The organism is Siphonobacter sp. SORGH_AS_1065 (assembly GCF_030818595.1).
Classification (GTDB): Bacteria; Bacteroidota; Bacteroidia; order Cytophagales; family Spirosomataceae; genus Siphonobacter.
Genome location: NZ_JAUTAM010000004.1, coordinates 2,574,955 through 2,597,514, shown reverse-complemented (window position 1 = coordinate 2,597,514; position 22,560 = coordinate 2,574,955). Strand labels below are relative to the sequence as shown.

Genomic DNA, 22,560 nt, shown 5'->3' with positions numbered 1-22,560 from the left:
GTTAACCTTATAACGTTTTGCTACCAGCGAAAAAAGCTGGCAGCGGCAGTCTTAACTAATACATTAAAGGCTTTGGGGAATGGCTTATCCATCCAAAGAAGTGTTTATAACCTGTTACTCTGATAGCCGCTGCCAGCGTGGTCCGCAACGTATCTAATTCACTACATTAATTGGCGTTCCGTTCAGAAAAGCTTTGATATTATCCGCCGTCATTTGCAACAATCTCCGCCGAGCCTCAAAGGCCAACCAGGCTACGTGCGGGGTAATCACACAGTTTTTAGCTTCGGGTAAAGGATTATCCAGCGAAGGCGGTTCTACCGAAAGAACATCTAGTCCTGCTCCGGCGATTACTCCCTGATTCAACGCATCAGCTAAGTCCTGCTCGACAATCAAAGGACCTCTTCCTGTATTAATGAGGTAAGACGTAGGTTTCATCCAGCCCAATCGTTCGGCATTAATAATTCCTTTCGTTTCTTCGGTAAGCGGACAATGCAACGATACCACGTCACTTTCCCGGAAAACCGTTTCTAAAGGCAATATTTCAACGAATTCAAAACCGGTCGCGGGCTTTTCGCTGCGACGATGAGCAATGACCCGCATTCCAAAGGCATGAGCAATTTTAGCCACTTCCTTCGCAATACTTCCAAAGCCAATCAGACCTAATGTTTTGCCGGAAAGCTCCGTTAGAGGACTAAACGAGTAACAAAAATCGGGACTTTTCGCCCACTGTTTCTGCCGAACCGATTCATTCAGTCGAGCTACGTCATTGGTGAAATGAAGTATCAACGAAAAGGTATGCTGAGCCACCGCTCGTGAGCTGTACTCACTGACATTGGTAACTGGAATATTCCGTTTGCGAGCGGCTTCCGTATCTACAATGTTATAGCCTGTAGCCGTTACACCAATGTATTTGACGTTGGGTAGCTGCTCCAGAATTTCCGCCGTTAACTTCGATTTATTAGTTAAGAGGATGTCGGCCTCTTTCGCTTTTTCTACAATTTCGTCCGGTTTCACGCGGTCATATACCGTGAAATCACCGATTTCCTGCAAGGGTGCCCAGTTCAGATCGCCGGGATTAAGTGTGTACCCGTCGAGTAATACGATTTTCATGCGTTTAGCTACGGTTTTCAATGGTAAAGACGTCGATGGATCACGTCTCCTTCGCCGTCAAAATTTCAATGGCATTAATCTTAGCAAAAAAGACGCGATGAATCGCGTCTCTCTCGATGTATTCTTCAATGATTTAATCCACCAATAAGGGTTTGATTACTTCAGCCCAGCGACGATACCCTTCGGGCGTCATGTGCAGGCTGTCTGATTTGTATAAAGTCGGTTCTGGACGAAGGTCGGCGTTTAGCATTACAGGCCATACATCCAGATAATCAGCATCTTCCTCACCATCCAGAAATGAACTAACCAGACGGTTGAATTCCTGCATTTCAGCTCTTTTAGCCCAACGTGAAGGAGCGGGTTTAGCAGAGATGAAAAGCACCGGAACCTGAGGCATATCCTTGCGGATTTTGGCATATAGCTTAAAAAATTCCATATAGGCATCTTTCGCCGATTTGCCGCCAGCAATGTCGTTTTCTCCGCAATAAATAACAATTTGTTTGGGCTTATAGACGGGAATAAGGCGTTTATAGTAATACGAAACGTCAGTTAAGGTAGAACCTCCGAATCCCCGATTGAGTACGGGTTTATCGGGAAAAGCTTCTTTGATATCTGACCATAAACGTAAGGACGAGCTGCCCACAAAGAGAATGGGATCTTTTACGGGAGGATTGGTTTTGTCCTGCTCTTCGAATGCTTTAATTTCTCCTTCATACTTATTCTGAGCATAGCTGGAAAAAGTAAATAATAGTACGAAGGCATAAAGAAGGGTTACTTTCATCTCACAATAGTTAATGGGTTTGAGGTAGTAGTCAAATGTATAACGAAATCCGGGCAGGAGTGTTACAGGGGTCCTGCAAACCTCAACCCATTTTAAAAATAAAGACGAATGGAAATCCATTCGTCTTCAAATAAAGTCTGAAATTCTCCGAAACTCAAAGTTTTACTTCTTCCATTTTTGGGGCGAAGATGTGCATGGCACCCCAGGCCAGCAGATACGCAAAGCCACAGATGATGAATACCAGGTTATAACCAGCAACGATATTCCCCTGAGCTTTATAGGAATCAAGAATAGAGCCAATGAGAATTGGGAACAGCATACCGCCAATAGAGCCGGCCATGCCGCCCATGCCCACGACCGAACTTACGGCACGTTTGGGGAACATATCGGAAGCCGTGGTGAAGATGTTGGCACTCCAGGCCTGGTGAGCGGCAGCGGCCAAGCCAATAAGAGCAACGGCAATCCAGATGTCATTAATGTACTTGGCACTGATGATGGGAACAACGGCCAGAGCAAAAATCAGCATCGCCATTTTACGGGCTTTGAAGACGGGCATCCCGCGTTTGATGAAATAACCCGACAGATAACCGCCACCGATACTACCAATAGTTGTCGCCGTGTAAACGATGATTAGCGGTAAACTAGGTTTCTTTAAGTCCAACTGGAAACGCTCAGCGAAATAGGAAGGTAACCAGAACAGGAAGAACCACCAGATGGGGTCAGTCAGCATTTTGCCAAAAATGAACGCCCAGGTTTGCTTGATACCAATCAGACGGCCCCAGGAAACCGAACCACCCTCTACCTCGGCTGTGGCCGCGGCTAAGTCGCTGTCACTGTGAATGTGAGCGTACTCAGCAGGGTCCATGTTCTTTTTCTTAGCGGGAATTTCATACATCACCAACCAGAAAATAAGCCAGATAAAGCCGATGGCTCCGGTAATGATAAAAGCAGCCTCCCAGCCATACACCCCAAGAATCCAGGGAACCATAATGGGAGCTACAACGGCTCCGATATTAGCTCCTGAATTGAAAATACCCGTAGCTAAAGCTCTTTCTTTTTTAGGAAACCATTCGGCAACGGACTTAATAGCCGTAGGGAAGTTGCCCGCTTCGCCTAAACCTAATAACACCCGAACGGTAATGAAACCCATGGTACTGCTTACAATAGCGTGTAACATAGCCGCTATGCTCCAGAAAATGATGGAAATGGTATACCCCATCTTGGTACCGACTTTATCAACGATACGCCCAAAGAGTAATAACCCGATGGCATAGGCCGCCGAGAAGAAGGTTACGATACGACTATAATCTGATTCGGTCCAGCTGAATTCTTTTTCCAGGGTAGGTTTAAGCAGGCCAATAATCTGACGATCAACGTAATTGATCGTCGTGGCAAAGAAAAGTAACATAACCACAGTCCAGCGATAAGTGCCCATTTTCGTTGGAGTTGACAGTGATTGGCCTACCTGCGGAGGATTAATATTCATAGCAGTTGGGTACGTAAAGAGGTATTGGGGCTTAGAAATAACCCGGTCTATGCGGAATAGACGTTCCCGGCTCGGTTTTACCCTCATTCCCCCAAAAATAAAGAGCCGAATAATCGGAATTTTCCGACTACCCGGCTCTTTAGCGGCCCGTTTGAAAGGTTTGATAATCAATTTGAGGAAGTTGAATCGTTTGATGATGTCTAACGTTTTAGAATAACTCTCTAACTTCAAACACAATCAAACTTTGAATCTAACCTTCAAACCCTCTCCAATACAATCCAACACGCCTACTTCTTCTCTGGCATGAGCTTCACCTGAATCAGGTTGGGGCCGAAAACTTTGGCGGCCAGTGCTTTTACGGAGGCTACCGTTACCTTATCAACCAGACTCATTTCTTTCAGGATGTCGCGGGGATCTTCGCCGTTTTCGTAGCTGGAAAGTAATTCTCCCAGCCAGTAACGGTTTTCCTTCAATTGTACTTCCAACTGACGTTTGGTTTCAATTTTAAATTTATCCACGTCCGTCTGTGAAGGGCCATTTTTCTTCAACCCATCCAGTAAGGCAATCGTTTTGACACCTAACTCATCTACGCGGCTGGGGTTCGTTCCGTAAGCCACTAACAACGTGTAGCGAGGTTTGGGTAACTTCTCCGCACTTGCCTGAGACCCGATGTAATACACCCCGCTTTCCTTCTCGCGGATTTCTTCAATCAGTTTGATATTCAGAATTTCCTCGATGGCACTCAGGTTGGTTACGTTCTCAGGCGTATACACAAAGTCACCCGAATAGACCAGACGAGCGGCTGATTTATCGTCAATACCCCGATATACCGTCTTGGTTACTTTTCCTTTCAGAGGATGAATATTCAGATCTTTGTAAGATTCCTTCTTACCCGTCGATGGCAAACTGCCCAGGTATTTTTCCAGCAAAGGCTTCAGCTCTTCTACTTTGAAATTTCCTACGAAGAAATACGTAAAGTCAGCCGCATTAGCGAAGCGTTCCTTGTAGATGTTGAACGCCTTATCAACATTGATTTTATCTACGTCGGAGGGCTTCATGGGCATCCGACGGGGGTTGTAACTGCTCAGAGCCGCCGAAAGTGTATCTCTGAAAACCGCCTGTGGATCGGGCGTATCAAAGCTTTGCTGTAACTCATCTTTCAGGTTAGCCAGGTATCCCTTGATCACTTCAGGATCTTTACGGGGAGCAGTAATGTTGGCGTAGATTAGCTGTAAAGCTGTTTCTGCGTCTTTAGGAGAGAACGAGCCCGACATTCCTTCCATGGTTTCACCTACATACGTCGAGACGTTAGCGACTTTCCCCGTCAGGTATTTTCTAAGCTGAATAGCAGAAAAATCAGCCAAGCCACCCTGAGCCGCAATCACATTGGACTGATCGGCATCCAGGTTTTCGGCTAGAGGATACAGCGAAGTCCCCCCAAAACTGTACGACCGGAACAGGATTTCATCATTTTTGAAATCCGTCGGTTTCAGTACCACTTTCACCCCATTCGAAAGCGTCAGTTCGGTTACCCCGATTTCAGCAATCTGTTTTTCAGCCGTTACTTTACCAGCTTTAGGTTCACTCGCCAGCAAGGGTTTCGACACCACTTCATCCACGTAGGCCGTTACGTTTTGTCCGGCATTATCAATCCATTCCAGCAGTTGAGATTCTTTGGGTAAAGTGGCTTTGTCTTTCTCTGGAGCCATTACAATGACCGCCCGGTTTTCTTTCGAAATCAATTCTTTGGGTAAGGCATTGATTTCCTCGAGTTTGATACCGGGTAACTCTTCTTTCACGAAAGCAGCATAACGCTCGGTTCCCATGGAAGGCACGTCATTGATGAAGTCGTTCATGTACTCCATCGCGAAGGCTTCAGACTTGGTTTTATCCTTTTCCTTCAGACGTTTTTCCGTAGACGTCATCAGGTTTTGTTTGGCCCGTTCCAGCTCCGTTGCCGTGAACCCAAACTTAGCTACGCGTGCATTTTCGTCCAGAACGGCTTTCAGGCCTTTTTCAATGCCACCCGTTTTCGCCACAACGCCGCTTACGTACGAATCGTAGTTACCCAGGAAGCTACTCGTTGAGCTGAATCCGTATTGGAATGGAGGATCAGCCTTTTTCGTTAATTCCTGCAAACGGTTATTCAACATCTGATTAAACAGAGTCCGTTTGATTTTCTCGCGGGTATCAGCAAAGGTTTTCTCCTTCAGCTCGGGTAAACGCGTCAGGATCTGAACAATGGTATAAGGTTGTTCCTTATCCGTTACAATAGCCACTTTCGTGTCTTTGTTATCAGGAATGGGGAATACGCCTACGGGCTTAGGATTGGTAACAGCCGGAATGGCTCCAAATTTTTCCTGAATGATTTTTTCTACCTGAGCTACGTCAAAATCACCTACCGCAATAATGGCCTGGTTTTGGGGCTGATACCAGGTTTTATAGAAGTTACGAATGGTTTCAGGTTTGAAGTTTTTCAGAATATCTTCCGTTCCGATTACGTTCCGCTGACCCCATTTCGAGCCGTTCATAATCACGGGAAAGTAAGCATCCCGCATGCGTTGCTGGGCACCTTTTCCACCGCGAAGCTCTTCCAGAATAACACCACGTTCTTTATTGATTTCTGTTTCGTCCATGGTCAGATCGTGCGACCAGTCTTCCAGAATATCAAAAGCCCGCAGGAAAACCTTCATGGAATCCGTTGGAACGGGCAGAAAGTAAACCGTTTGTTCAAAACTGGTGAATGCATTCAGATCGTCTCCGAATTTAATGCCATTGGATTGCAGGAAGCTCACCAATTCATTTTTAGGAAAACTCTTGGTTCCGTTAAAGGCCATGTGCTCGGTGAAGTGAGCCAGACCATTTTCCGGATCTTCTTCCTGAATAGAGCCGACTTTTACCGCCAGCATCAAATGGGCCCGATTTTTCGGTTCGGCATTTTTACGGATGTAATACGTCAGTCCGTTGGGTAGTTTTCCTACTTTAGTTTGTGGGTCAAACGGAATGGGCTGATTTAGGTTTTGAGCCACCGTATTTATGGCTACCATCATCATTCCGATGAATAAACTGGAGCGAACTCTCATGTAAAGTATAAGTTATTAGTTTGCTAAGCGATGCAATAAAGGAAAGTTTTAGGTAAGAATGCTAATGAGAATTAGTAAGCGGAAAAAGTAATCTGATGAGCGGTATTACTCATTGAATGTCTCCGCCATTTTGCTGAACGAACGACGCAGGCCTTTCAGCATATCTTTTTCAGGCGGCATGGAACGTAAGCTTCTAAACGCCGCCTCGTAATAACGCAGAGCTTTAATGGCCTCCTGATCGTCATAAAACATCTGCCGCCAGAGCAATTTTGTGCCTGCAAATTTCTGAATACCAACGGCTCCACGATAAAACCGGACGGGAAGATTGATAAACCGTGGCTCGAAGTACCCCTGCTCCCGCTTAACGACAATGTCGAAGTAATGAGCCGCGTACTGAATATGCTGACCCACTTTAGCCTTCAGCTCGGCATCTGACAATCGATGATCGGGCCGGAGTCGCCAGGTATTGCTTTTCGGGTCGAGTAAATCGTGATCTTCATGCGTGAAAACGGTGGTGTACTTGAAAAGCCGGACACTATCCAGACCCGGTAATTTCGCCGACCAGTAATTCGGGAAGAGTGTATAGATCTTTAGCTGTAAGTTAGGTAAAGAAAGAGCCTGCCGCTTGAGGTAAATGGTCTGTTCGTCGGCAGAGATCTCCCAGTCAAACATTCGGTAATGACCACTACGGGTATAACAGACGACCCGCCCGCCGGGATAAAAATTCAGATAAGATTCGGGAGGAAAACCATCTGCCGTATCGGGAGGTAAGCCGGATACAGTTTCAATGTCTACATCCGTTGTTTTCCAGCTTTTCATAAACTGGTCGCCTGGCTGAGTACAGGCAACCATTAATATCATAAAAAGCATTAATACCATAAGCGGTTGTATTCGCTTCATTGCTTTCAACTAATTAGTAAGGTTTAGGTGGGGTACTCATTTTCATAGACTTCTCCGTACAAATTAAATCCAATTCAAAACTAAATCGCGTAGGTTCCGTTAGGTAGCTGGAGCAATAACGCGAAAGTTTTTCCTGATTGCGTATCTGAATGGCTTTTAGAAAAGTATTTTCGCGTTGCAGTCCAAGTTCATACAAGGAATAAGTACCTGTTTTCGTATTAATAAAGAACTGATAACCTACCAATTTGATTTCCGTACGCATGCTGCTACAGACTCTTTCCGTGACTCCTGATTCGACTGCTGCTACTCCTGTAGCGGCGGGTGCCGAAAAATCGATTAGCCTTCTTGATCTGCTTGCCGCCGGTGGCTGGATTATGATTCCCATTGCGGTATTGCTTTTTCTCACGATTTATCTTTTCGTAGAACGCTGGCTGTACCTTAAAAAATCAACGGCTCTGGGGGCATCCTTCGAGGCCAGCTTCTGGGGACTTGTGCAGTCAGGTAACCTGAATGCAGCTCGTCAGCTTTGCCGGAATGATAGTTCAGCGGTTTCCCGCGTGCTGGAAAAAGGCCTGTCCCGTATTGGAACGCCTATTCCACAAATTGAGCAGGCCATGGGTAACACGGCTCAACTTGAGCTTTCTTACATGGAAAAGAACCTGGGCTTGTTAGGTACGGTTGCCGCGATTGCTCCCATGTTCGGCTTCCTCGGAACCGTAGCCGGGATGATCCGGGCTTTCCACGATATTTCCGTTTCCAATAACCTGAGCATCGGTACGATTTCAGGGGGTATTTATGAGAAAATGATTACGTCGGCTTCGGGTCTGGCCGTTGGTATTTTGGCCTACATTCTGCTGACGATCCTGAACGGTATGGTAGACCGGGCCGTAGCTCGTCTCCAGGCCGCCACGAACCAATTCCTGGACGTTCTTTACCAACCGGTTTCAGCATAAGAGTTTAGCGTTTGGGGTTTAGCGTTTGGAGTAAAAGAACTCGCAACGCTAAACTCAAAACCCAAAACTCTAAACATACTCTCATGAAAATACAACGTCGTAACCGGCATAAGGGGCATATTGAGGCTGCTTCGCTGTCGGATATTCTATTTTTCTTACTGATTTTCTTCCTGATGATTGCGACGCTGGCGAGTCCTTCGGCGATGCAGATGTTGTTACCGCAATCATCTACGGCCCCTTCGACCCCATCACAAGTCATTAACCTGTCGGTAATGCCGGATCAGCAGTATAATGTGGAAGGCCAGGTCGTTGGGTTGGCTGAACTGGAGAGTGCGTTACAAAGCCGCACCGAAGGGCAGGAAGCTCCCGTTGTGTTAGTTCGCATCGAAAAAACCAGCTCCGTTCAGGATCTGGTCGACGTAGCCGACGTTACGGCTAAAGTAGGAGCTAAACTCGTCTTAGCAACCTCCGCAAAACCCGCCGCGACTAGCTCGAAGTAAGTCATAGATTTTAAACAAAAACACCCCGACAGGTTAACCTGTCGGGGTGTTTTTGTTGCTTCCCCTTTAATTTAACTCCGCTGGGGTTGTGGTATACGATACTTTTACGAAATAGATAACCCCGGAGGGGTTCAATACGAATAGCCCCGGATGGAATCCGGGGACATCCATTAGCGACTGGCGTGAGATTTCTACTTCGTATCCATTTTTCCTTTGTACGTTACTTCCCCGGATTCCATCCGGGGACACCCATTAGCGACTGGCATAAGATTTCTACTTCGTATCTATTTTTACTTTATACGTTACTTCCCCGGATTCCATCCAGGGCTATTCATAATTTAACCCCGCTGGGGTTTTTGTTTAAGATACTTTTACAAAAAAGTCCCATTAAGTTCGATAGAACAGACAAAATAACCCCTATTTCAAATGATTTAACGTATAACAAACCCAACGACTCAGTAGGGATTCGCCCGATTTGGCTTTTAAGTTGCCCAGTCGGAATTCGTAAATAAAGCCGGGTTGTAAGTCTTCCAGTTCTAACGAAATCTTCTTTCCGTCAGCCGATTGTTTCACCTGCTTCACTACTACGGGTTTTTCGTCAAATTTCTTGGAACCATATTCCCGGTGGTATTCGTAATAGAAACGCTTCACCGCATACTGACTTATTTCTGTCGCTGTTTTTGCATCTATGGGTTTGGTAAACGTCAGGTCAAAACCCGTTTTTGTAAGCTTGAAATCCATAATATCCAGCGGCGTTTTGCCATTCCAGTGAATCCGCTGAATGCCTTCACTACCAACCCAGCCACGATCGGTCTGCCCTACCCACAAACTACCGTCGGGAGCAAAAGCAAAACGGTTATTACCTACTCGCATTCCCTGAATATGTACCGGAAGACAGGCTCCCTGCGTTTCGCCGCCTACTTCTTCAAGCAAGACCCGCATCAGGTAACGATGATCCATATCACCGACGAAAGTCTGGTTGATGAAAGGTCCAAATTTTCCCTTTGTCCGGTCAACAATGGGTTGTGTGACAGAATTGGCAACATATCCATGCGGAAAAGCCACTGATTCCCGGGTTCGCATAGAGTCCAGCGTTTTAGCTGGTAAAGTCAAAGGATCGATTTTGGGAAAGTCCTTCTTCCAGACCAGACTAGAGGGATGTCCATAGAATTTGCCGGGCTTCACTACGTACATTTTGCTCGTACCCAGCCAATCGCCCTGATTATCATTGACTAGTAAGCGGCCCGCCGCGTCAAACGCCAGAGTATTCGGCGAACGGAACCCTAAAGCGTAAGGGTGTAACTTTCCATCCTTGGTCAGCTTCATTACCCAACCGCGATAGGGCACGCAGGAATACATCCGACCGGGACGACCGAGGGGGTTATACTCGCCCCGCACTTCGGGCCGAATACCCGCTCCGTTGGAAGCCGTATTCAGGGCAATGTAAAGGTTGCCTTCTTTATCCTTCACCGGACCAAAGTTGAATTCATGGTAATTACCCGAAATACCGAAATCGTCCGTTATCGTGCTGAAATCATCGGCTTTCCCATCGCCATCCGTATCCCGGATTCGGGTTAATTCGGCTCGTTGTAATACCAGTATTTCTTTGGAAGAAATGGCCATCAAACCCAGGGCATCGTGAATGCCTTCAGCAAAGAGTTTCCACTCTTTTGTTTTGGGGTTATAAAAATATAACTCGCCCCGGTGAAAAGTAGCGACTAAACGACCGTCAGGTAAAAAATCAATCGCTCCGACCTCTCCTTTTAATCCTACTGGGAGTGCAATATTTTCAGCCACGTAAACGGTATCGCCCAGAGCAGACGGGCTGCTCATGTGATGACTATGATCCTGAGCCATCGCTTTCGTTACCAAACCCAGACTAATGGCGAGAGTAATGAGGTTCCGCATGATTAAGAATTGGGTTTAATAGTAACAGAAAATTTGGCACTGCCGGGGTTCAGGACATAAACTTCCCGACTGGAAGGATCTGCTTTCAAAAATTTCGGCTGATACGTCGTTTGCTGGTAGGTTCCGGTTTTATAATAGATCTTCTTTTGAGCAGGATTTTTGATCACCAGAAAATCACGAGTAATGCCTATTTCGCCGGGTAATACACGTAGGGTTTCGTGAATTTCAATGCCGTCGACGAGGTATCGGAATGTGGGCAATCGGTCTTTCAACTTATACCCCAGAAATTTCACTACGGGAATGTGTTCGGGCGTGCCTACCCGGATGGGGTAATTCAGCGAATCTTCTTTCCAGTAGACATCTCCTATGATCTTTGTAAACTTATCCCCTTTTGAATACCACTGCTCGGAGTTGTCCACAAAACCTCCTGTCCAGGCATACCGCAAACGACACTGCCCGGCGTCCCAGCAGTAAGAACTATTCCCGTCGAAACTCACGACAATAGCCGCCGGACTGGCTCCAGAAACCCAGGTTCGGTATAACAGAGGATACTCCAGCGGAAAAGCATGCGGCCCTACCTGCTGTCCAGCCACTTTGTCTTTCACGATTTGAGCCACGTGCGGGTCTAGTTCAAGCGGCGGCAATTTCGCGTCTCGGGCATATAAAGCTCCGTACATTACAAAGCCGTGACCCGGATAGGTGCAAACGTAGGAATACACGCCCTCGCCTACCGTAAAGGTTATTTTTTCGGAGTTACCCGGAGCAACAATTTTGGTTGCGGCAATAACCATTGGCGTTTCGGGGACGTAATTTTTTTCGGAAGGGACCTTCAGAGCCTGTTCTACCACGGTTTTCCGCATGCCGGCTTTGGTAATAACCAGGTTATGGGCCATGTCGTCATAATTCTCCAGAATAAGCGTAACCTGGGTATTAGGGCTAACCTGAATTCGGGGTGGGTCGTACTGTAGACCTGCAATGGCTTTGATAACAATGGTAGTGTCCGACTGAGCCCACGCCAGTGACGCTGTACACAACAGCACGAGTATTAGTTGAATACGTTTTAGAGGCATCGAATTTCTGAGTAAATCAGAGCTTTATTAAATCCGGCTGGCTTGCTCAGACCAGCCTTTTACAAAATTTCACGGTAATTATTTTCTACACCGAGAAAATCGACCAAGTAGGCCATCTTCACGTTAAATCTGTGCAAGAAAGGAACCAGAATCTTCTTTCTGAAACCCTGAGGGCTTATTTCCATTCCCGCTAACTTATATTTTTTTCTTCATTACTCTACTTACTTTCAGGGTATAGACCGATTTTTAGCAGGCAATCCCCGAAGAATCAGGCTAGTTCGTTGAGTATTCCACCAGAATTTATCAATTTTGAGGTCTGACAGGGCTTTCACCTTTCGCGAAGGAAGAGCTTTTAAAAATCCATTTCTACTCGAAAAAAGAAAAATTTATACCTTTTTTCGGGAAATGAGCCAAAGGAAATTCTTTTCCCCCAACTAAAGGATTCTCTTCCTGAAAGCTGGATTTTTCGGGACGAAATCCTAACTTGCGGCCCTGGAAACTTGAACACTTGTATTCCGTACACATGCCTTACCAGAAAAAAACCAAAATTGTTGCCACCGTTGGTCCGGCTTCCCAATCCAAAGAAATGTTGCTGAAGCTCGCCCAGTCTGGTGCGAACATCTTTCGGCTTAACTTTTCCCACGGAACGCACGCTGACCACCTGAGTCGCATTCAGGCTATTCGCGAAATTAACGCCGAACATGGCTTAAACCTTACCATCCTTCAGGATTTACAAGGACCTAAGATTCGTACCCAACTCGTAGAAAATAACGGCGTTGAACTCATAGCCGGAAACCCACTGACTTTCGTTATGGACGAAAATCTGCTGGGAACTTCTGAACGCGTAGGTACGACTTATACTTCTATGTACCTGGACGTAAAACCCGGCGAACGCATCCTGATGGATGACGGTAACCTGGAAGTACTGGTAGAATCTATCGATTACGATAAAAAAGAAGTACACACGAAAGTGGTGTACGGTGGTATCCTGAAATCGAAGAAAGGTATTAACCTGCCCGGCACGAAAGTAGGCTTACCCGCTCTAACTGAAAAAGACGAAGAAGACTTGATCTTCGGTCTGGAGCATGACGTAGACTGGATCGCTCTTTCGTTCGTTCGTTCTGCTGAAGATATTCTGGCCGTTAAGGAAAAAATCAAGGCGAAAAACGGTCGTTCGAAAATCATCGCTAAGATCGAAAAACCCGAAGCCGTTGTTCCCGAAGTACTCGATGCCATCATCGAAGCTACGGACGGGGTAATGGTCGCTCGTGGTGACTTAGGCGTAGAGTTAGATGGTGCCATGGTTCCTGAATTACAGAAAACCATGATTCGCAAGTGTATCAAGCAGGCGAAACCCGTAATCGTAGCCACGCAAATGCTGGAATCGATGACGAGCTCTCCCCGCCCTACGCGTGCGGAAACTTCTGACGTTGCCAACGCCGTTCTGGATGGAGCTTCGGCAACCATGCTTTCGGCAGAATCTGCTTCTGGTCAGTATCCCGTAGAAGCGGTTTCGACGATGACACACATCATCGAAGCCGTGGAAGAACAGCAGAACCATATTCCTATTATTTATGGCGATGAATCAGCGATTTACTTCAAAAATCACATGCTGAAAGGAGAAGAAAACTCTCCTACCATCCTGAACGATCGGGTTATTGCGGCGGCCTGCCGTCTGGCTCGTGACGTACAGGCGAAAGCCATCCTGTGCATTACGAACAGTGGTTACACAGCTTACCGTCTGTCTTCACACCGTCCCAAAGCGGATATTTTCGTATTCTCGGCGGACGAAAAACTGATGACACAGATGGGACTGTTATGGGGCACACGCGTATTCAATTACGATAGTGCAAACCTCAGCACCGAACAAATCTCACACGATATTGCGAAAATTCTGGTTCAACAGGGTCATCTGCAAAAAGGCGATGTATTCGTAACCTTACTGAGCGTTCCTGCTCAGCAGGATTTACGTACGAACACCGTGAAAATGGGTGTAATCGACAAAATCGCGGATGAAGTAGCTGCTGAACAGTAATCTTCATTATCAATAGTAGCAAACCCCCGTTACTTGAATCTTTGAGTAACGGGGGTTTGTGTTTGTAAGCCTCATACACTTGCAGCCCTAGCCTTCTTTTTTTACCTTGTCAGTCATGGAAAACCAACCTATAAAAACCTGGCAGGAACGGCTTCAGCAAGTGATTTATGAGTCGAATACTAAGGCCGGCAAAGCTTTCGATATTGCTTTATTGATTGCCATTTTCACCAGTATTCTTGTGGTAATGCTGGATAGCGTGGATAAATACCACCAGCATTATGGCCGATTATTCTTCTTTCTGGAGTGGTCCTTTACCTTTCTCTTTACGATTGAATATATTCTTCGACTCATCAGTATCCGGCAACCTATTCGTTATGTGCTGAGTCCGCTGGGCCTGATTGATTTACTCTCCATTATTCCTTCCTATCTCAGTATTTTTTACGCAGGTGCTCAATCCTTACTCGTCTTGCGGGCTTTGCGTCTGCTACGGGTCTTCCGAATTTTCAAGCTCACCCATTACCTTACTGAAATGGAATTTCTGACGGTTGCGATTCGATCCAGCCTTAAGAAAATCAGTATTTTTATGCTTACGGTTATTACCCTGGTAACGATCCTGGGATCGGTGATGTACCTGGTTGAAAATCATCAAAATGGGTTTTCCAGCATTCCCGAAAGCATTTACTGGGCCATTGTTACTATTACCACCGTAGGGTATGGCGATATTTCGCCCGTCACTCCCATGGGTAAGTTTATTTCCAGCCTTGTCATGCTGATTGGTTACGGTATCATCGCCGTTCCGACGGGTATCATTACCAATGAAATTGCCGCTGCCGCCCGCAAAAGGAATCACAGCAGTGAAGCCTGCCCCTCCTGCGGTCGCGAGGGTCACGATATGGATGCCGTTTTTTGTAAATTTTGCGGAGCAAGACTTTGAGGGTTTGAGTACGTTAGAAAAGGTTTGAAGAAGTTTAAGTGAATTGGAGTTAGCAAGCGATGAGTGTAAGGTGTTGCAACAATCGCAGGCCTTAACTTATTCCTGTCAAATCTTTTCAAACTTCTTCAAACCTTTTTCTAACGAACTCAAACCTGCTCTAACCCACTCAAAGTATTTTAATCCGTTTTTAAAGTTCCTTTAAAGCTCCTATAAGTTCTTGAAAGAACCTTTGCTGACGTCAAGCACAGAAAGTACAGCCCGTTTACTACCCGCTGATCCCACTTTTAAACTACCAGACAGTGAAGCTTATTCCATTATTCAGAGTCTTACTGAGCGTCCTTTTTTTAGGTTTGGTTGCTCAATCGTCTTTTGCACAGACCGATACGCTTCGCCTGACCTTACCTCAGGCCGAGCAGCAGTTTTTGCAAAAAAACTTTACGCTGATCGCCCAGAAGTACAACATCAATTTATCAGAAGCGGCTGTGCAGCAGGCGAAACTTTGGGATAATCCTAACTTTCAGTTTGGGTTTAATGCCTACAATCCCAATACGTCAAAAGTGCTTCCTCTAAGAAACCCATCAGGAGATATACTTAATCCTACGGGGGGGGCCTATAGCTGGCAACTACAGCAAGTACTGAATCTGGCGGGTCGCCGGAGTAAACTGGTGGCCTTAAATGAAGCAAATACGGAAGTTCAGCAAGCCATTTTTCAGGATGTGATGCGGAGTTTGCGTTATCAATTAGCTCAGACGTTTGGTAACCTTGCCAGCGAACAGGCTCAGTATGCCTTCATTCAGGAAGAACGGGCTCGCCTGGCCAATCTACTTGAGGCATTTCGGGCTCAATTAAAACTGGGTGTCATTTCTGAATATGAAGTTACTCGTCTGGAACTGGAACAGCGTAATGCAGACGCTTCCATCAATGACCTACGTAATCAGATCAGTCAGGACGAAGCCACCTTACGTATACTTCTAGCCGATTCGTCCTCTACCTACTACGTCACTGAGTTTCAAATCCGTGATTCGGCATCACCCCTGTTGAATCAGTTACTGGATCAGGCGGTTTCTAATCGTCCTGATTTAAAAGCTGCTCAACGTCAATCGGCATACGCTCAGCAAAACCTGACGTATCAGAAATCGCTGGCAACTCCACAGTTAATGGTTGGAGCCAACTATGCAAGATTTGGGGATGCGTATCCTAACTATTACGGTTTGCAGGTAGCCATGGACCTTCCTTTCAAAAATCGCAATCAGGGAAACATTCAGGCGGCTAAAATTGGAATCGAACAAAGCAATCAGAGCATTAACCAAAGTCAGTTACAGGTAAAACAGGAAGTCATTTCCGCCTACGAACAGTGGCAGCATGCTCAACAACTACAGGCAAATCTTGATCCAGGATACCGTCAACGCATTCAGGACATCAGTAAAAACGCGACCATCGACTACCAGAAACGGGTGATTGATCTGGTCAGTTTTATTGATAAAGTTCGCTCCTATAAAGATGCTCAGTTGAACTTCATTAACCTGAGTAACCAGTTGTATCAGGCTCAGCAACAAATCAATTACGTTACTAACTCCAAGACTTTTTAACTCCACTCCAGGTTTCCATCCCTTTTCCCACTTTTTATGAAAACGAACTTAAAGCCGTTTTTCTACCTGCTGAGTCTGCTGACTCTTGCGGCTTGTCAGCAAAACAAAACACCCCAGGAAGTAAATACGAAGGATACGGATTCGGCCTTTAAGACAGATACGGTTCACATTCGAAATTACGAGCAGGAGTTACAATTCACGGGCGAAGTGTCTTTCGATCAGAAACAGGTAGATCGCGTCTTCCCCATTGTTAGTGGTAATGTGTTGGAAGTAAACGCCGAGCTTGGAGCCTATGTGAAACAGGGCCAAATATTAGCCAAACTGCAAAGTGCGGACGTAAGCCAGTTTCAACGCGATTATAATCAGGCCAAAGCCGGTTTCGACATTGCCAAACGCAATGCAGATAATGCCGAACAGCTTTATAAAAGCAAATTTTCGAGCGAATCGGATTTGATTAATGCCCGTAAGCAACTCGAAATTGCGACTTCAGAACTGGATCGTTCGACGCAGGTATTGAAAATGTACGGCGGAACCTCGTCTACTAACCAGCCGACCTTCCTGGTGAAATCTCCCGTGAGTGGTTACGTGGTAGAACGGAACGTGAACCCCAATACCCAAATTCGTTCGGACAATGGAAACAGCATGTTCACCATCTCCAATCTGTCGGATGTCTGGATTCTGATTAATATCTACGAATCGGACATTGAAGCCGTTAAAGTGGGACAGCAAGTGAATATCACAACTCTGGCGTATCCTGATAAAGTTTTTCAGGGAAAAATTGAAAACATCAGCCAGGTGATTGATAACGACAGTAAGGTATTACAAGCCCGCGTGGTATTACCTAACCCCGGTGGACTTTTGAAACCTCAAATGTTCTGCACGATTAAACTGCACATTGAAAAACCCGAAAGCTTACTGGCGGTAAATCCGAAGTCGGTCATTTTTAGCGAAGATAAATACTTTGTCATCAAGGATATGGGCAAAGGAAAATACGAGGCAGTACCCGTGGAAGTCATCCGTAGCACTTCCCGCTATAGCTATGTGAAAGGCGACTTGAAAGATGGTGATCCCATTGTTACCGAAGGTGCCTTATTACTTTTCAATGAATTAACGGACTAATCCCCCACTCCCTTCCCGGGTCCGATCATGAATAAGTTCATTAAAAATATCATTGGCTTTTCCCTTAAACACAAAGGCATTGTGTTTCTGATGACCGGACTGGTTGTCATTGCGGGAGCCGTTAGTTTTTACAATACGCCGGTGGAAGCTTACCCCGACGTAACCAATACCGAAGTGGTTATTATTACCCAATGGCCGGGTCGTAGTGCCGAAGAAGTGGAGCGTTTCATTTCCAGTCCGATTGAAACAGAAATGAACTCCATTTCCCATAAGACGGCGATTCGTTCCATTAACCTGTTCGGATTATCTTTCATTAAAATCGTTTTTGAAGATGGCGTTGATAACTTCAACGCCCGCATGGAGGCCAGTCAGAAACTGGCAAATGTAAACTTACCCGATGGCGTAGATGCTGAAATTCAGCCTCCCGCTGGCCCTACGGGGGAGATTTATCGCTACACGCTGACTTCCAATACCAAGAATACCACGGAATTAAAAACCATTCAGGACTGGACGGTAGAGAAAGCGATCAAGGCCGTTCCGGGTATTGCCGATGTGGTCAGTTTTGGTGGACACATCAAGACCTTCGAAGTAAGTATTAACCCCGCTTTACTGGCCAAATATGACTTGACAGCTCTTGACGTCTACAGTGCCCTGCAACGAGCTAACGTGAACGTCGGCGGGGATATCCTTCGGGAAGGACAGCAGGCATTTGTGGTTCGGGGTATCGGGATTGTAAAAAATGTCTCTGACATTGAGAAGGTGATCGTTAAGAACGTAAAAGGCGTTCCCGTTCGGCTTTCCAATCTGGGAACCGTTCACGAATCGGCTTTACCTCAACTAGGCATCGTCGGTCGGGATAATCATGATGACGTGGTAGAGGGTATTGTCCTGATGCGGAAAGGTGAAAACCCAGGACTGGTTTTACCCCAACTGAAGGAGAAAATTGCGTATCTCAATTCGGTTGTCTTACCCTCTGATGTAAAAATCAAGGTTTTCTACGACCGTACGGAGCTCAACAATCACACGCTGCACACCGTGGGCGAAAACGTGATTATGGGTATTACGCTGGTCACCGTCATTCTGTTGATTTTCCTGGCGGACTGGCGGACAACGGTTACCGTAGCCATCGTCATTCCTCTGGCTTTACTCTTCGCTTTTATCCTGATGCGGATGAAAGGAATGTCAGCCAATCTCTTATCCATCGGAGCTATTGACTTTGGAATTATCATTGACGGAGCGGTAGTAATGGTGGAAGGGCTCTTCGTAATGCTGGCTCACTGGGCCGAGCATGAGGGCATGGAGAGGTTTAATAAACGAGCCAAAATGGGTCGAATTTTGAAAACTTCGGTGGAAATGGGTAAATCCATTTTTACATCCAAACTAATCATTATTACGGCTTTATTACCCATTTTCTCGTTCCAGAAAGTAGAAGGTAAGCTTTTCAGTCCGCTGGCTTTCACGATGGGTTTTGCTCTGCTCGGTGCTTTATTGCTGGCCTTGACACTGGTTCCGGTTTTAAGCAGCATTTTACTCAATAAAAACGTCCGCGAACGTCATAACCCGGTTATTGAATTTCTAAACCGGAACTATGCTCCGCTGCTGAATCGTGTAATGGATCACCCCAAACGGGCTATCACGATAGCCGTTCTTTTCCTCATCGGATCGCTCGCTTCCTTTCACTTTGTAGGAACGGAATTCCTGCCTCACCTTAACGAAGGTTCGATTTACGTGCGGGCCAGTATGCCTTTAAGTATCAGTCTGGAGGATTCCTATCACTATACCCGCAAATTCCGTCAGGTTTTTGAGCAATATCCTGAAGTTCGTGGAGTGATCTCCCAAACGGGTCGTCCTAACGACGGAACGGATGCAACGGGCTTTTTCAATCAGGAATTCTTCGTGGACTTATACCCCCAGGAAGAGTGGAAACGCGACATTACCAAAGATGAGTTAATCGCCGAAATGCAACAGAAACTGCATAAATACCGGGGCATTGACTTCAACTTTTCTCAACCCATTTCGGATAACGTTGAAGAAGCCGTATCCGGCGTGAAAGGCTCGATTGCCGTCAAAATACAGGGACGAGACTTAAACGTACTGGACAAAAAAGCGGATCAGGTCTACGCTATTCTCAAGAAAGTACCTGGCATTCAGGACTTAGGTGTGTTCCGTAACCTCGGTCAACCGGAGTTAATCATTACGCTGAATCCCGACAAAATGGCTCAGTACGGCGTAGATGCGGCCGACGCAAACGCCGTTATTGAAATGGCGATTGGTGGTAAAGCCGTAAGTCAGGTCTACGAAGAAGAACGCAAATTCGATCTTCGGTTACGCTATGATTTACCCTTCCGTTCGTCCATCGAACAGATCGGAGCTTTACGAGTACCAACCATGGACGGCGGTAAGATTCCGCTCAAGGAAATTGCTAATATTGGTAACGTAGCTGGCCCAGCCTTCATTTATCGGGAAAACAACGCCCGCTTCATTGCCGTCAAATTCTCGGTTCGTGGCCGGGATTTGGGAAGCACCATTGAAGATGCTCAAAGTCGGGTAAATAAGGCGGTAAAACTCGATAAAGGGTATGAGATCAAGTGGAATGGAGAATTTGAAAACCAGCAACGGGCTGAACGTCAATTATCCATTGTAGTTCCCATCAGTATTCTGCTGATTTTCTTTATTCTCTTTGCCTCTTTCGGCAATGCTCTGGATTCGATTCTGGTTCTGCTCAACGTGCCTTTTGCTCTTATCGGTGGTATTATGGCTCTGCTGCTGACAGGTATGAATTTCAGTATCTCAGCCGGTGTGGGCTTTATCGCTCTCTTCGGTGTCGCCACACAGGATGGGGTTATTCTGGTCAATAAATTCCGTCAGAATCTACACGAGAAAATGCCACTCGGCGAAGCCATTAAAGAAGGAGCTAAGTCACGTTTGCGTCCAGTAATTATGACAGCTCTGATGGCCTCGTTAGGTCTGTTACCTGCGGCTCTGTCCCACGGTATTGGTTCCGAAACGCAGAAACCACTGGCAATTGTAGTCATTGGGGGCTTGATAACTGCTTCGGTATTATCCTTATTGATTCTACCCGCTGTATACGAATGGGTTTACAGTGGCCGCGAACGTCGGAAAAAGTTGATGCAGTAGCATTGGGATTTGATTTCGTTTGAAGGGTTCAAAGGGTTTGAGGAAAGTGATTTCCTCAAACCCTTTGTTTTGTTAAGCCTAAGTCTATCAAAATGGAATTATGGGAAATGATGTTGAGGGGACGCAGGAATGCGGAAGTTAGTCTAAGTTTTTAACACGGATTTGAGAGAACCGCGTCTGTGACGCTGTGAAAGCAGGACAGTGGATTCTTCTCTGCGGATTGTCAATTCAGGGCTGTCCAACCTTGGGCTATCCACAGTATAATCTATCCAAACTGCGGAGTGGTTGAATATAAATAGTCTCGGTCTGGATGGCCCCGAGGACTGCTTACGTTTACTCGGATGATAATCTGGGAAACCCCGGATTATCATCCGGGTCCATCCAGACCGGGGCTATTCACATTCAACCCCTCCGGGGTTATACCTCCCATTTCCAAACGTCTTGCCTAACTTTCCACCATGGTTGGTGTCCTCACCAACCACTAGGCTTTATATGAATGGCTGGTGAAGACACCAGCCAGGGCGGGAAAGCTAGTTCGTAAGAACAACAGAAGTAGAGTTCTAGTCTCCCTCTTTGTAGAGACGCGATGAAGTCGCATCTTCATGTGAATTGTCGCACTCTCACATTATCCGGCCCATTCACCCCGGATTATCATCCGGGGCTATCCATATTCAACCCCTCCGGGGTTATGATTCTCATTTCCAAACCGCTTCCCTACCTTTACCGGTTTTCCCTTTTCAACTCCAAACTCCAAACTCCAAACTCCAAACTCCAAACCGCAGCGGCGGCCGCTCCAAACTCCAAACCGCAGCGGCGACACCAAGGCATTCCAAACCATCTTCCTTCCTTTGCAGTTTATTAGCTTAGCTTCTCTAATGCCTGATACCTCTATCATTGCCATTTATGCCTTCTGCCTTTTTACGGTTTGTTTTTCTTTGGTTTGGACTACTTCTCCCCCAACTGCTGTTAGCTCAAAGTCATGAACTGAAAGTCACCTCTGAAAACGATGCCTACCTTTGGAACAGGCACGATGGTTATTATACCAACGGCATTTTTGCCAGCTTTTATTACCTACCCTCAAAGCTTAATAATCGCCTTGATAGCACCCGTAAGGTTACCAAAATCACGTCTACGTACCAGATCGGGCAAATGATTTATAATCCAGAAAACGTTTTTTTAGTAACGACTCGCCAAATTGATCGACCCTATACGGGCTATCTCTATGCCCAAAAAGGCTTTTCTTTTTTCTACCGGAAAAATCAGGTTTTAAATGTTTCGGCCTCCCTCGGCTTTACAGGTAAGCATTCGTATGCCAAGCAGATACAAACGCTTATTCACAAAACCTTTAATTTTATTCCTCCCGAAGGCTGGGTTAAGCAGTTGAATAGCGAGTTCTCCCTAAACCTTCGCGGACAATATTTTCACAGCTTATTACCTCCCAAACGTCAGCGTTGGCTAGAAGTATTTACGTCGGCACAAGTGGAGCTCGGTACGCCTTTTACCAGTGCTTCAGCGGGTTTGTTATTCCAGCTCGGCCTCTTTCAAAAGGCTTCGGAGTCCTCTTTATTTAATGCCCGAATCAGTCGTAATTCCGATCATCAGAAACCGGAGATTTATCTCTTTTTCCATCCTCAACTCAAATACCAGCTCTATAACTCCACCATCCAGGGTGGTCTTTTTCTTCAGGACAAAGGTCCCGCTACCGGACCTATCACTCCATTTGTTTACTTGCATCAACTGGGAATAACAGCAGCATTTCATCGACTAACCCTTTCCTCTACCTTCTCCTACACGCAACGCGAAGCTCGTTTGATGCGGGAAAAAGCCGAGCATTACGGAGGATTTGCCATTGCCTATCGATTTAACTAATATAAAAGCGACTCATCGTATCAAATGACACGGTTATTCCGCGTTTTCAATGCAGATTCCTGAGCATTGCGTCTTCTACGTCAAT

At 46.1% G+C, this 22,560-nt stretch carries 17 protein-coding genes; 9 read left to right on the top strand and 8 right to left on the bottom strand.

Annotated elements, in window-relative coordinates:
- Positions 1-153: 153 nt before the first annotated feature.
- Positions 154-1,110, bottom strand: coding sequence for a D-2-hydroxyacid dehydrogenase (locus QE390_RS11465; protein WP_307142238.1), 957 nt, complete (start codon positions 1,108-1,110; stop codon positions 154-156).
- On the opposite strand from QE390_RS11465, the gene QE390_RS11460 reads away from it, so the two are divergent.
- Positions 1,109-1,258: a hypothetical protein gene (locus QE390_RS11460; protein WP_307142237.1), complete on the top strand. Its 150-nt coding sequence runs from the start codon at positions 1,109-1,111 to the stop codon at positions 1,256-1,258. The two genes, QE390_RS11465 and QE390_RS11460, sit on opposite strands and share 2 nt — an antisense overlap.
- Here QE390_RS11460 and QE390_RS11455 read toward each other — a convergent pair.
- The 5 genes from QE390_RS11455 to QE390_RS11435 form a co-directional block, all read right to left on the bottom strand.
- Positions 1,244-1,891 carry a GDSL-type esterase/lipase family protein gene (locus tag QE390_RS11455; RefSeq protein ID WP_106638007.1) on the bottom strand — a complete coding sequence of 216 codons (648 nt, stop codon included), beginning with the start codon at positions 1,889-1,891 and terminating at the stop codon, positions 1,244-1,246. The two genes, QE390_RS11460 and QE390_RS11455, sit on opposite strands and share 15 nt — an antisense overlap.
- Positions 1,892-2,045: 154 nt before the next feature.
- Positions 2,046-3,326: an MFS transporter gene (locus tag QE390_RS11450; protein ID WP_307143547.1), complete on the bottom strand. Its 1,281-nt coding sequence runs from the start codon at positions 3,324-3,326 to the stop codon at positions 2,046-2,048.
- A gap of 338 nt (positions 3,327-3,664) precedes the next feature.
- Complete coding sequence (locus QE390_RS11445) at positions 3,665-6,460, bottom strand: pitrilysin family protein (RefSeq protein ID WP_307142236.1); 2,796 nt, start codon at positions 6,458-6,460, stop codon at positions 3,665-3,667.
- A gap of 105 nt (positions 6,461-6,565) precedes the next feature.
- On the bottom strand, positions 6,566-7,360 hold the full coding sequence (locus QE390_RS11440; protein WP_307142235.1) for a hypothetical protein: 795 nt from the start codon (positions 7,358-7,360) through the stop codon (positions 6,566-6,568).
- A gap of 13 nt (positions 7,361-7,373) precedes the next feature.
- Entirely contained in the window at positions 7,374-7,622 is a 249-nt protein-coding gene (locus QE390_RS11435) for a hypothetical protein (protein WP_307142234.1), read from the bottom strand.
- Here QE390_RS11435 and QE390_RS11430 point away from each other — a divergent pair.
- Entirely contained in the window at positions 7,621-8,313 is a 693-nt protein-coding gene (locus QE390_RS11430) for a MotA/TolQ/ExbB proton channel family protein (RefSeq protein ID WP_307142233.1), read from the top strand. The two genes, QE390_RS11435 and QE390_RS11430, sit on opposite strands and share 2 nt — an antisense overlap.
- An 83-nt stretch (positions 8,314-8,396) precedes the next feature.
- Positions 8,397-8,813, top strand: a complete 417-nt coding sequence (locus QE390_RS11425; protein ID WP_106638003.1) for a biopolymer transporter ExbD — start codon at positions 8,397-8,399, stop codon at positions 8,811-8,813.
- 417 nt (positions 8,814-9,230) lie between these two features.
- Here the strand turns inward: QE390_RS11425 and QE390_RS11420 are convergent, their stop codons facing one another.
- On the bottom strand, positions 9,231-10,721 hold the full coding sequence (locus tag QE390_RS11420) for a hypothetical protein (RefSeq protein ID WP_307142232.1): 1,491 nt from the start codon (positions 10,719-10,721) through the stop codon (positions 9,231-9,233).
- Positions 10,722-10,723: 2 nt separating this feature from the next.
- Complete coding sequence (locus QE390_RS11415) at positions 10,724-11,791, bottom strand: plastocyanin/azurin family copper-binding protein (protein ID WP_307142231.1); 1,068 nt, start codon at positions 11,789-11,791, stop codon at positions 10,724-10,726.
- 523 nt (positions 11,792-12,314) lie between these two features.
- Between QE390_RS11415 and pyk the strand changes: the two genes are divergently transcribed.
- The 6 genes from pyk (at position 12,315) to QE390_RS11385 (ending at position 22,475) form a co-directional block, all read left to right on the top strand.
- Positions 12,315-13,826 (top strand): pyruvate kinase, encoded by a 1,512-nt coding sequence (gene pyk, locus QE390_RS11410; RefSeq protein ID WP_307142230.1) that lies wholly within the window; start codon positions 12,315-12,317, stop codon positions 13,824-13,826.
- A gap of 115 nt (positions 13,827-13,941) precedes the next feature.
- Positions 13,942-14,760, top strand: coding sequence for an ion transporter (locus QE390_RS11405; protein ID WP_106637999.1), 819 nt, complete (start codon positions 13,942-13,944; stop codon positions 14,758-14,760).
- Between the two features lie 299 nt (positions 14,761-15,059).
- Positions 15,060-16,349, top strand: coding sequence for a TolC family protein (locus tag QE390_RS11400; protein ID WP_307142229.1), 1,290 nt, complete (start codon positions 15,060-15,062; stop codon positions 16,347-16,349).
- A 36-nt stretch (positions 16,350-16,385) separates the two neighbouring features.
- Positions 16,386-17,468 carry an efflux RND transporter periplasmic adaptor subunit gene (locus tag QE390_RS11395; RefSeq protein ID WP_106637997.1) on the top strand — a complete coding sequence of 361 codons (1,083 nt, stop codon included), beginning with the start codon at positions 16,386-16,388 and terminating at the stop codon, positions 17,466-17,468.
- Positions 17,469-17,495: 27 nt separating this feature from the next.
- On the top strand, positions 17,496-20,606 hold the full coding sequence (locus QE390_RS11390) for an efflux RND transporter permease subunit (protein WP_307142228.1): 3,111 nt from the start codon (positions 17,496-17,498) through the stop codon (positions 20,604-20,606).
- A 903-nt stretch (positions 20,607-21,509) separates the two neighbouring features.
- Positions 21,510-22,475, top strand: coding sequence for a lipid A deacylase LpxR family protein (locus tag QE390_RS11385; protein WP_307142227.1), 966 nt, complete (start codon positions 21,510-21,512; stop codon positions 22,473-22,475).
- The last annotated feature ends 85 nt before the right edge of the window (positions 22,476-22,560 follow it).